General features: G+C 61.4%; 3 protein-coding genes and 1 pseudogene. 2 read left to right on the top strand and 2 right to left on the bottom strand.

Translation table 11 applies throughout. The annotated features are described in order from the left end of the window. Positions 1-385 precede the first annotated feature (385 nt). Both xopAD and AC04SF_RS35180 read right to left on the bottom strand, forming a co-directional pair. Positions 386-8,392, bottom strand: a complete 8,007-nt coding sequence (gene xopAD / locus AC04SF_RS35175; RefSeq protein WP_488481519.1) for a XopAD/skwp family type III secretion system effector — start codon at positions 8,390-8,392, stop codon at positions 386-388. A 671-nt stretch (positions 8,393-9,063) separates the two neighbouring features. Further along, a pseudogene (locus tag AC04SF_RS35180) lies at positions 9,064-9,270 on the bottom strand (ATP-binding protein); the annotation flags it as partial. 874 nt (positions 9,271-10,144) lie between these two features. Here AC04SF_RS35180 and istA point away from each other — a divergent pair. Beyond that, positions 10,145-11,272, top strand: coding sequence for an IS21 family transposase (istA, locus tag AC04SF_RS35185; protein WP_488481520.1), 1,128 nt, complete (start codon positions 10,145-10,147; stop codon positions 11,270-11,272). Then, entirely contained in the window at positions 11,272-12,129 is an 858-nt protein-coding gene (gene istB / locus AC04SF_RS35190; protein ID WP_488481521.1) for an IS21-like element helper ATPase IstB, read from the top strand. Before istA ends, istB begins: the two co-directional genes overlap by 1 nt. Positions 12,130-12,190: the final 61 nt, after the last annotated feature.

The following is a 12,190-nucleotide window of genomic DNA, read 5'->3' on the forward strand; positions in this document are numbered from 1 at the left end:
CTCGGGTCCACGTTAAGCCTCTTACGTTCACAATCAGGTATGCACGGCGCCTTTCTGCTACTCTGGCTAGCTGTCGAGACGCTGACGAACAGCCTGCTGTAAAGGAGCTCTGAAACGGAGCCGAGCGGCTCGCTCAATCCTGTCCACTCATCTATCTGACCGGCATGCCGTTCCGGGATGCCGTTGCTTCATCCCCATCGTTCTCGACGATGATATCAAAGCCGAGCGACGGGGTTCCGGGCCGCTCGCGCACTGACATCAGTTCGCGGGAGGCGTTGCAAGAGGACGTCGAGGCGACGCACTGACAGGACCGGCCCTTATCGCATCCGGTCATTCGGCCAGATGCAGGAGATGGAGAAGCTGAACGGCACCGAGTGGCTGGCCATCATGGTGCCGCTTCCTCCAAGCCGGAACGAGGTTGGGCCTGCCTGCCCTCACCGCAAAGATGGGCGTGGAGCGCGGTCAGGCAAGAATTCGCGCTCTTGAGATCCCGCTGGTGCTGCGGGGCAATCGTGAGGTCAGCGAGCTTATAGACGGGATTGCTCGCGTGCATCAGGTTTGTGATGGTCTGGTCTTGGTCGGCGGTTTGCACCTTCGGACCCTTGCGTCTTAGGTTCCGCTTGATCACGTCCTCGCTGGTATTGAGCCAGATCGAGACCGCCTTCTCGCCAACATGATGCCGGATTTCGTCGACCATGAATGCTTCACCACCGGTTGCGAGCACAGCCGGCCCTTGTTCGAGCGACTGCCTGATCTGGTTCACCTCAAGATTTCTGAAATGCGCCTCGCCATCCTCAGCGACAATCTTGGCTATGGACTTGCCGGTCTTCGCTTCGATTTCTCTATCGGAATCGACAAACCTCAGCCCTAGTCGTTTGGCGAGTGCACGGCCCACACTGGATTTCCCGGCGCCCTTCATGCCGACGAGCACGATCGATCGCGCATCCAGGGCGCCAAGAATCTCTTTTGCGAGCGGGGAGTGGTCCGCGCGTCGTTGCGGGGCTACGTGCAACCGACGAGCCAGGCTTGCACCAACTGTGCTATCCGCGTCGGCGTCCCAGTGAGGGATCGCTAGGGCTCCGTCGGGGATGACGACCTTGTTGCAGGCCTGTCGCACGCGCTCCAAGAGTTGCTCGGCTACAGACTGATCCAGGGGCTCATGGCTTTCTCGCTGCAGCTCCTGCAGCTTCTGCAGCTCCTTGTAGGTGTCGTGATTGTCGATTTTGGCCTTGTAGCTGTCTGCCGTATGGAACTCCACCTCGAACCGGTAGCCGCCCGGCGTGGCGAAAACAGTCTTGATGCCGACGAAGGTGGGCGATCGCGACCTGAACCAGTTGGTCGTGCTGACTTCGGCATAGCCGCTCTCGTCGAAGGCCAAAATGGCCTTCTTGAAGGCACGTGTAAAATCCTTATCAGGGAATTCGAAGACGTGGCGTACAGCGTTGCTGATCAGCTGGGCGCCAGTCTCAAACGAGGCCTCCATGCCGACGAGTTGGTCGGTCATCGAGCTTTCCGATCTCAAACGCTGAGCAAGGTGGGGCATCTCCACCGGGATATCGGCGCTCCTGAGTGCCTCGGCAACCGCGATTGCCGTCGGGGTGATGTCTTTCTCTTCGGCTTGAGCGCGGGAAGCCTCCATTTGGGCACGCAGTACGGCCTGCTCGCGAGTCAAGGTCATTGTCATGACGGAATCATCGCCAACAAGTCCCCGGCGCGAGGGTTCAGGCAGTATGCCTCGCTGGGAAACAAGTTGGATCGAGGCTTGCATGACGGAAGCCGCCAGCGTCGGATTGTCCTTCAGATCCTGCAATGTCGCGTCGACATCGAACCGGCCCTGGTTGAGGGCAGCCGCAATGCTCTTGGTGTAAGGCACTGGTTTCAACCCTGGTATCTGTTGCAGCAGGCGCCCAAGGTACCTGCTCTTAAACATAAAGATGTGCGCGCCAGTGTCGGACTTATAGGCGTCAGTTCCGACCTTGATACCCAGGCTCATGAGATTGTTTGCGCTTTGCACGAGGTCACGCGGATTGTAACCATCGGGCCGCGGGTCGATGCGCGCAGGGTAACGGTCGACGAGGAGCTGGATGCGGTCTCGGGGACGAGGTGTTGCAGAATAGGTCTCCGCCAGCTCCGGGAACAGCTCGCAGAGCGATTGGCTCATTTCGAGCTGTGGTTCGCTCACGCTGGCGGCTGTCGCGGGGCCGACTTGCTCATCCAGCTTCGCGGCCCACGCCTCCAGCTCGGCGAGGAGCAACTCGGCCATCTCGCGTGCGACTGGATGGTCTGCCACCTCTATCTCGTGCTGCGCCCTCTCGAGCTTGTCCTGGAGATCCTCAGCACTGACCTGTTCCTGCTCCAACAGGCCCCGGATGTCGCGCTTGAGTTCTTGGTGAAGACCTTCGTAGGTGCCGAATATGGCACGCTCGGCAAACCAGTGTCGGCCTTCATGCGATTGAGCCAGGAAGTTTCGCTGCAGGCCGGTATAGATTTCCAGAACATTGCGCGTGGCGGCCAGGATCTGGCTGGCGCGACCGAACTTGTAGCGACCGTCTTCAATCGCCGGGGTGTGCGACTTTGGCGGCTTGAGAGAGCGCAGTCCGCGAGCCTGCTCCTCTTCGTCGAATTGCCTGACATGCTCGTAAAGCTGCGGCCGTTCGCCGACGATGATGAGGCTGTCTCCGTCGAAGTCACCGTCAAGTTTTTTCTGTTCACCGGTCGGCACGGCAATGAGCGAGCCCGGGGCAAACACCTCGGTCGCCTGCAGGATGCCGAGGCACTCAAGCGGGGTGTCCTCCTTGACGCGGTCCTTGCCCGAGGTCCAGCTCGAATGGCACTTGACGTCCTCGGCGGACAGGATCAGCCCACGGTCAGCGTAGGCTGCCGGCCACATCTTATCCGGCACAACGATCAGGATGCCTTTGGCAAAAAAGGTCGGATCGTCAGCCGCCAGTTCGTGCCCCTGCTTCTGAGCGACGTTGAAGCTGTATTGGATGGCCGTACAGTTGTCGAGAAATACAGCGGTCGGATCCCCTTCGACGGCCGACTTGACTCCTTCGGCCGCAAACGGGCGCAGGTTCGGCTTGTCATAGGGCGAGCGCCCGATCAGCACGCCGCTCGTCCCCGCCAACATGTCGCTCTTGAGCGTCGGCACATGGAGACTCTCATCACTGGAGGGTACGGCAACCGCACCGGGACCGTCGATATGTCCGGCGGTCACTGTGCGAAACAGATCTTCGGCCGACAGCTCTTGGCCTTGTCGGCTCTCGAGCCAGGTCAGGGCTTTTTCTCGCGCCTCATCCGCCACTTGCTCGCCGCGCGGATAATGTTGCAGCGCCGAGACTGGCAGGCATGATTTCCTTCCCTCACCATAGGCAGGCACGCGATCAGGACCTTCCTGCTCGCCGGCACGACGAACAGCCGGCATACGCTCGGCCAGCGAGGCCCTGATGAAGCCGCAGCCGTCATGCGGCCGCAAGGCGATCGGGCCCTCCGGCCCAGTCAGCCTGAAGGGATGCTCCTGGTTGGCGGGGCGATCCGGCAGCAGCGACAGTTTGAAGGCGCCTTCCAGCGCGTAATCGTGAACCCCCAGGCCCTTGATTGCCGGCGGCGCGGCAAAACCCCTGCGCTGAGTGTAATAATATGCCTCCTTGAAAGGAGCCCAGGCACGCGACAGCTGTTCGAAGGCCGTGCCCGGTGCGGTATCGGCATAGGGAATGGCCAGCAGCTTTCCCCCGGAAGGCTTTGCTGCGTCGCCTGGAGCACGTGCTGCGATCTGAGACACGGTCAATCGCGGTGGCTTTAGCTTGCTGCCGCCGAACAGGTCCATGCGGTATGGCACACCGTTGACGTTCACCGTGCGCGCCAGCATGAAGGCGCTCGGGGTTCCTGGCAGCTGCACCGCAACGACCGGCAAAGCTCCCGAGGTCAGGCGATGAAAAATCGAATACCGTTTCTCCGGGTCCGTGGCCAGAGGCCGGCCCTGCATGTCCACCACCGGCAGCTGCATCAGTCCCGCCTCACCCCGCGGCGGTCTGGGATCGTGATCCATGCTTCGCAAGACCTGATGCACGTCGAACACCGACGCAGGATGTTGGGCCTGGATCGCCGCCGCATCCTGCTCCATGAACAAGTCGAGCGCGTCAACTGGACTTTCCGCCTCGATCTGCGCGATCAGGTTCCAGCTCATGCTGGAAAGGTCGCCTTCTATGAGGCCGCGCGTGCTGTCCAGGATCTCTTTGGTCTTGAACTCAAGCTCTTGCTGCCTCACCCGCAAATCGGACTTCTTGCCCTCGACATACGGTGGCCTGAACAATCTCTCCAGGACCGCCCGGGCCTTGAGCGTCTGATAGATCGACAGGGCGGGGCATCTGCTGGCGAGCGGCCCGCGGGTCCGTTCCGCGTCGCTTGCGTTCAGATGCGCCTCGATCTTCTGCTCGACCACCGGTTGGAGGTCGTTGAGCAGATTGAGAGCCTGCGTGCGGTGCCAGCGCAGCGCCTTTTGTGGGCTGCGCGCCAGCGGCAGCAGAGCCGCACACAGATTACCCATGGTTTCCAGATCGTTCTGGACCGTAAATTCAGGGGCTTGACGCAATTCCGCGAGCCGGTTCAAGCCTGTCGGTGCGAGCAAACCGAAATCATCAGACAGCCGAGCCTTACCCAGCGCCTTGAAAATGGTTGTGATGTGCAGAACGCCAGCCTGTGCCAGGCGATCACTGTCGTAGTGCAGGTGGTGGGCGAGCTTGTGTAACCGATCCTTCGGCAGAGCAGCGTCCGGAATGTCCCCGCTGTCCTCTGCCCTCATGATCATTCGTGATAGAGCATTGGCGAGAATAGTCAGTTGGGGGGTGGTGAACACACCGAAACGTTGCCCTCGCGTGCCCAATGCGCGGGCAATGTCCGTCGTGGACTGCCGGCACGCCTCCTCTTCCGGCCACTTGGTGAATCCGTTCATCAAGGTCGCCACGACCTGAGGAGCGAAATCGGCGAACTGGCGCTTACGCGCTTCCCCGGCGATCACGATCGCGGCTTTGCGACAGCCCTCTTCATCCGGCCACTTGCTGAAGCCGTTCAACAGGTTCGCCAGGCCCAGGGGGGAAAAATCAGAGAGTTCGGCTCGGCGAGAGACCTCGCCGGCAATCGCGCGTGTTGCTTCGCGACAGTTCGCCCCGTCCGGCCACTTACTGAAACCATTCACCAGATTAGCCAAGTGCTGGTGGGCAAAATTGGAAAGTTGGGCGCCGCGGCGAAGGAGTTCACCCGCAATCGCAAACGTGGCATCGCGGCATTCCGGCGCTTCAGGCCATTTGCTGAAGCCATTTACCAGATTTGCCAACTCCAGTGGATCAACCCCAGAGAACAAAGAGCCGCGGAGAAAGACCTCATGAGCGATCGCGATCGTGGCTTGCTGGCACTCCGCCTGATCTGGCCACTTGCTGAACGCGTTCACCAGGTTCGCTAGCTCCTGCGAAGGAGAAAGCCGGATATCACGGTCAAGAACTTCTCGTCCGATTGCGACGGTGGCGTCGCGACAGTCGGGTGCCTCCGGCCATTTGCTGAATCCATTCGCCAGATTAGCCAAGTGCTGATGGGTAAAATCAGAGAGCTGGGCGCCGCGGCGAACAAGCTCATTGGCGACCGCGACCGTGGCATCCCGACAGTCCGGCGCCTCCGGCCATTTGCTGAAACCGTTCACCAGGTTCGTTAGCCCCTGGGGAGCAAAGTCAAAGAGCTGGCGGCGGCGGACCTCGTTGGCGACCGCAACCGTGGCGTCGCGACAGTTCGGCTCTTCCCGCCATTTGCTGAAACCGTTCACCAAATTAGCCAGATCTTGTTGATTAAAGTCCCTTAGCCGGGGACTGCGAAGGACCTCGCTTGCGATCGCGGCAGTGGCTTGGCGAGATGCCGCCACTTCCGGCAACTTGCTGAAACCGTTGACTAGGTTGGCCAGCTCGTGCGGAGCAAAATCGGAGACCTGGTGTTGGCGGATTTCCTCCGCGATTGCGGCTGTCGCCTCGCGACAATACGCCCCGTTCGGCCACTTGCTGAAAGCGTTCACCAGACTAGCCAGGTGCGAGCGCGTAGAATCAGAGAGTCGGGCGCGGCGGGCAAGGACCTCATGCGCTATCGCGTCCGTTGCTTGCTGATTGCCCGCCTCTTGCGGCCATTTGCTGAAACCGTTCGCCAGGTGCACCAAGTCCTGGCGATTAAAATCAGCGAGTCTGACGTCGCCGCGCGCGGCGCGACGACTAACCTCGCCGGCGATCGCGACTGTGGCATGGCGAGAGGCGGCCTCTTCCGGCCACTTGCTGAAACCATTCACCAATGTCGCCAGCGCCTGCTGAGCAAGATGAGGGAACTGGTCGGCGCGGCGAAAGACCTCACCGGCGATCGCGCGCATTGCATCGCGACAGTCCGCCCGCTCCGGCCACTTGCTGAAACCATTGACCAGATTTGCCAGGTGCTGGTGGGCAAAGTCACGGAGTCGGGCGCCGCGGCGAAGGACCTCGCCGGCGATCGCGCTGGTGGCTCGGCGAGATGCCGCCTCTTGCGGCCACTTGCTGAAGCCGTTCACAAGATTTGCCAGACCCTGATGATCAAAAGCAGAGAGCCGGTCGGGGCGGCGACGGACCTCACCGGCGATTGCCGCAGTGGCGCTGCCACAGCCCGCCTCTTGCGGCCATTTGCTGAAGCCGTTCACCAGATGCACCAGGTCCTGGGGATCAGACTCAGAGAGCGCGAACTCCCCGCGCGCGGCGCGGCGACTGACCTCGCCGGCGATCGCGACTGCGGCTTGGCGAGACGCCGCCTCTTCCGGCCACTTGCTGAACCCGTTCACGAATGTCGCCAGCGCCTGCTGAGTAAGATGAGGCAACTGGTCGGCGCGGCGAAACACGTCACTTGCGATCGCGCGTGTTGCATCGCGACAGTCCGCCTGTTGTGGCCACTTGCTGAAACCGTTCACCAGGTTGGTCAAGTCGTGGTGATTAAAATCAGAAATTTGGACGGCGCGGCGAACAACCTCACTGGCGATCGCGGCTGTGGCTTGGCGATAGTCCGCATCGTGCGGGATTTTGCTGAACCCGTTCACCAGGTTGGCCAGCTCCTGTGGGGTAAAATGCGAGAGCCCTTGCCCGCCGGCGCGGCGAGAGAGTTCTGTAGAGATTGCGACTGTGGCTTGGCGATAGACATCCCCTTCCGGCCATTTGCTAAAACCGTTCACCAGGTTCGCCAGGTCCTGGTGATTAAAGGCAGAGAGCCCGGACCCGCCTTGGGCGGCGGCGCGGCCGACCTCACCGGCGATCGCTCCGATGGCTTGGCGAGACCACTGCTCTTCCGGCCACTTGCTGAAACCGTTCACAAAGAGCGCAAGATGCTGCGGAGTAAAATCAGACAGCCGGGCACGGTGGTCACGACGCAGGACATCGCCGGCTATCGCGCCTGCGGCTTGGCGAGAAGCCGCCTCTTCTGGCCACTTGCTGAAACCCTGCACCAGGTTCGCCAGTTCCTGGTTGGTGAATTCAGAGAGCCCGGCACGGCGGTCGCGGCGAAGAACCTCGCCCGCGATGTCAACTGTGGCTTTACAAAAGACCTCCTGTTCAGGGCACTTGCCGAAACCGTTCACGAGGTTCGCCAAGTCCTGGTGATTAAAAGCAGAGAGCCCGAAGTCATCGCGAGTGCGGCGAACAACCTCACCGGCAATCGCTCCGGAGGCCTGGCGAGACCACTCCTCTTCCGGCCACTTGCTAAAACCGTTCACGAGGTTCGCAAGATGCTGCTGCTTAAAATCAGCGAGCCGGAAACGCCGGTCGGTGCGGCGACGGACCTCACCGGCCACAGCTTCAGTGCCGGCACGAGTTTCCGGACATTCCGGCCACTTGCTGAAACCGTTCACCAGCAACGATAGACTTTGACTATTCAGCGCGCCTAGTGCCCTGCCATCATCGCGGCAAAATTCGGCGATTCTGATTGTCCCGTTGCGGCATGTTCTCGACTGCGGATTCCGACTAAATGATGCCGCCAAGAGCGAAAGGGCCTTGGGGTCGACTTCACGTAATGATGCATTGCGAAGCTGCGACACCCGAGCTGCCATCGCCTTGCAAGCTTCGATACCTTCCTGACCTCCGGTCTCGCGACTCACCGCGTTGCATGCGGTGGCGTAGCCCCACGATTTCCCGCGGCGGATATCATCGTCGAAGCGAGGGACGAATTGATTTCTGAACTGTGCGGCGGCCTTTTGCAGGAAGGCTGCATGGATCTCGTCGCCCGCGTCCTGCAGCCGTCTGTCATGCTCCACCACTGCGCATGAGAATCCCACGATGTCGTGAGCGTAGTAAATCGCGTGCAGAGCTTCGTTAGATTGTGCCTCTGAGATTGCAGTTTGCTCGCCCTGCATGGCGACATCATCCAGGCGCCGCCGTTTAGGTCTGCGCTCCAGGCCGGATACGGGTTGCCTGCGCGACGAAGGAACACGTAGTTGTGAACTCCTAGACGGGTCGGCACTGCGGCCCTCGGCACTCCAACGCGCCGAACTTTCTTCCCGACTTGTCGCGTCCCGTTGCGGCAAGTCGACTGGCCGGCCATCACGCGCGCTAACGGAAGAATCGGCTGACGTGCGGCGCCCGACATCGGTGGCCGAAGGCGGCCGTTGAGCGGAGGACGATCCTGACTCTCTATCGTGGGGGCGCAAGCCCTGCACGACAGAACCGAACGCCGAGCCATCCCTTCCACTGCCCCGATCTGATTCAGCACGGGACCAGTGCGCGCCTGATCCGCTGGGCGCATTCAAACGTCGGCCAACTCCCGTCAAGATTCGTCTCCTCTGTAGGCGACAATGCCGGTTACAACGCTTGGCACACACGGTCCCGCCGCGACGGCCGAAACCGCTTTGTTTCGACACAGCAGGGCGGAACTCCTCAGCTGCGCCGGCGAGGAACCAGTCCGCCGTAACCACAGCATTGCGCGCTTCGACACCAAAAATACCCCCTGCACCTGACGTAAGCCTGACCTAGAACCTGCACGGCCGCGATCGTGGATTTATTGTCGGCAGCTGATGGAAGCTTTTTATCGCAGGTGTTGGGTCATGAACTCGGCTCGATGGCGGAGCGATAGCTCGATCCTTCGATCTGGACGACAACCACGTGGCGAAGCAGCAGATCGAGAAGTGGGGTTGCGACGATAAGTGCGCCGAAGACCTCGCCCCAGGGAAAGCCGCGATTTTGAAGTGAGAATCTTGGCGCCCTCGTAGCGGGCCTTAACGAGTGGGAAAAACAGTGCAGAATACTTGCGCGTTAATTTCCGGCCGCAGCCCTCGCGACGGCTCCCAGCCGGGGGCGACTATATTTGACAAACCCGACGAACGGGCGTAGCGCTTGTGCCTGACACCGATATCGGGTCAACATGTAGTCTCATAGAGACATTGGCACTCCATAGAAAACAAGCTGAAAACATAGAACCCAAGAGCGGCCCGCCCCTCCACAAGGTGGGCCGTTCGCATTGGGTCAACGGGTTGTTAACGCCCGTCCTTCGACACTCAGAACAAAACGTGATTCGACCAGTTGGCCAAAAACTGGCATGTTGTTCTCGCTTTGTTCCGGCGCAAGCCTGATGCAGGGAAACTGTTGAAAACAAGTGCGATGGATAGGGCAAATCAGCCGCCCTAGCTCAACTTGGGTTCAAAAATCATATGCAGCCTGGCTGAGGAGGTTAAATCAATGAAGGTTCGGGTTAGGCACGTGGGTCCTGCTACGCACCCTAGTGAGGTAGTGGTTTCTGTGGATACCACTACCGGCGCTGAACATTTGGTTGTGAATCAACGTTCACTTAAGGACAATAAATTAGAGATTGGCTATCCGATAAATAGCCATGATTCGAACCTGCTTGTTGAGCTTCCGCGTGAAACCATCAACGGATCATGGAGAGTTTGGGTGCCACAAGCATCGGTAGAATAGATAGAGGGGCGTGTCGCGCGTCATGGAAAATTGCCCCCTCGGCGCCACGAGGAATTGCCCCCTCAGTGGATAGCTGAGGAGAGAGCAAATGAACGAACAACGAATCACGGAAAGCCCGTCGTGGATTGATCCACGGGGGCAGGTGATGAAGACGCCGGAGCCATCACACGGTTAAGGTCTACGTGGCGGCGGACGGCGTGAAGCCGTTCAAGTCGCCGGAGCGGCCGAAACGGCTCGATGGCCTTGAGGGTTGGCTGCGCGAGCGGTTCATTCGGCATCGCGGCAATGCGGATGTGGTGCGCCAGGACCTGCTGGCCGAGAAGGGCGTGGCGGTCAGCCGGCGAACACTGCAACGCGCCGTGCAGCCCTATCGTCAGGCGCTGAGGGCCGAGGCGCTGGCGACAACGCGGTTCGAGACGCCGCCGGGGCGACAGCTGCAGATCGACTTCGGCGAGCGTCTGGTCGAGATCGGCGGCGCGAAGGTCAAGGCATTCGTGTTCGTGGCGACGCTCGGGCATTCGCGACGGCTGCATGTGCGTGCGTTCCGGGCCGAGAAGCAGGAGCACTGGTTCGCCGGGATCGAGAGCGCGTTCACGACCTTCGGCGGCGTGCCGGAGGAAGTTCTGATGGACAATCCGCGCGCGCTCGTCGTGCGCCACGACGCGGCGAGCCGGTCGGTTGAGTTCAACGACAAGCTCATCGCGTTCGCAAAGCATTGGGGCTTCCGTCCTCGCGCCTGCGCGCCGTATCGGGCGCGCACGAAGGGCAAGACCGAGAGCGGCGTCGGCTATGTGAAGAAGAACGCGATCGCGGGTCATTCCTTCACAAGCTGGGAGGCATTCGAGGCGCATCTTGCCAAGTGGGAGCGCGAGGTGGCGAACGCGCGTATCCACGGCACGACCGGCGAGGCGCCGATGGCTCGCTTCGAGCGTGACGAGGCGCACCGTCTGAAGCCGCTCAGCGGGCGGCCGTCGTTCGGATTGTTGCGCGAACTGAGCCGCATCGTCGGCAACGATTGCGCCGTCGAGGTCGATACCAACAGCTACTCGGTGCCGTGGCGGTTGATCGGCGAGCGCGTCGCAGTGACGGTCGCGGCTGGCGAGGTGCGCATCCGCCATGGCATGCGCGAGGTTGCGGTCCACAGGCAATCGCAGGGCCGCCGTCTGCGGATTGTCGATGCCACCCACCTCGACGGGGTTGCCGGTCGCAATGGCGCTGTCTGCCGAGCGGAGATTGCGGCATCGGCGGTGCCGGCGTCGTCGCAAGCGCCCTCGTTGTTGCGTCCTCTTGCCGAATACGAAGCAGCGATCGGAGGGGGCTTCTGATGGCGCGCACAAACAAAGCAACCGAAGCACCGATCGATCCGCTCGACGCTATGCTGGCGCGATTGCAGCTCTTCGGCATCCGCGATCAGCTCGACAGCTTGCTCGACGAGGCGGCGCGCGCGAACCTGTCGACGCGCGAGACGCTGATCCTGCTGTGTGAGCGTGAGATCGCGCGCAAGGATCACCGCCGCATCGAGATGGCGCTGAAGCTCGCACACTTCCCGGCCGTGAAGGAGCTTGCGGGCTTCGACTTCGAGGCACAGCCGTCGATCGATCCCAAGCAGATCCGCGACCTGGCCGCGTCCCGCTGGATCGCCAACGGCGAGAACGTGCTGCTGCTTGGCCCGCCGGGCGTCGGCAAGACGCACTTGGCGATCGCGCTCGGGCGAGAGGCGATCCTGGCTGGATATACAGCGCAGTTCACGACGGCGACGACGCTGGTCGCTGGCCTCGCCAAGGCGCACGGCGAGCGGCGCCTAGACGAGAAACTGCTGGCGCTGTCGAAACCAAAGCTGCTGATCGTCGACGAGCTCGGCTACTTGCCGCTGGAGCCCGACGCGGCGCACCTGTTCTTCCAGCTGGTCAGCCGGCGCTATGAAACCGGCGCCATGCTGATCACGTCGAACCGCAGCGTTGCCGAATGGGGCACCGTGTTCGCCGATCCGGTGGTCGCGACCGCGATCCTCGACCGGCTCTTGCACCACAGCCACGTGCTGACCATCCGCGGCGACAGCTACCGGCTCCGCGCCAAGCGAAACAGCGGCCTCATCAGGCCGCCCGCCGGTGACAGGCCTCCGGTCGGCTCCGCCTCCCTCCGGCCCGTCACCGGCGGAACCAACCTTCAACCGACATCATGAACCCGATGGTGGGGGCAGTTCTTCATGACGCAAAGGGGGCAGTTCCGGATGGCGTTTGACA

This window comes from Mesorhizobium sp. CNPSo 4671 (assembly GCF_057784245.1).